At 60.8% G+C, this 411-nt stretch carries 1 pseudogene; it reads left to right on the top strand.

What is annotated here, in order from left to right:
* A pseudogene (locus EN780_RS40210) lies at positions 1–411 on the top strand (hypothetical protein); the annotation flags it as partial.

Below are 411 nucleotides of genomic sequence, written 5' to 3'. Positions count from 1 at the left end.
CCGCTTACGTCCAACTTGTTGACCTCGCTACGGCCCTGGTGCGGGCGGTCGCTCGCAGCCTTCGGGTTCCGGCCGGCTTCGCCATAGGTTGTGAGCGTTGGGCTCTTGGTGGCAAGCTGCTACGCGGCTTCAGTCTGCTCGTTGCTGTGTTTCTGGTCAGTCCCATCCTGATCATTGTTCCGATCTCATTTAGTTCCTCGCGCTTCCTCGATTTCCCGCCCCCCGGCCTGTCGCTGCAATGGTATGAGGCATATTTTACAAGCCGCGCGTGGGTCTCCGCCACGCTGCAAAGTTTGGGCATTGCAACAGCTACCGCATTTGTAAGCCTTGCCATCGGGTCAGCGGCTGCGATGGCGCTCGTGCGCGGCAGTCCGCGGATGCGCCGTGTCGGATACCAGCTCTTGCTTGCAC

The organism is Mesorhizobium sp. M4B.F.Ca.ET.089.01.1.1 (assembly GCF_004022605.1).
GTDB lineage: Bacteria > Pseudomonadota > Alphaproteobacteria > Rhizobiales > Rhizobiaceae > Mesorhizobium > Mesorhizobium abyssinicae.
The sequence above is the reverse complement of the archived record's forward strand: the minus strand, read 5'-3'. Positions and strand labels throughout refer to the sequence as shown.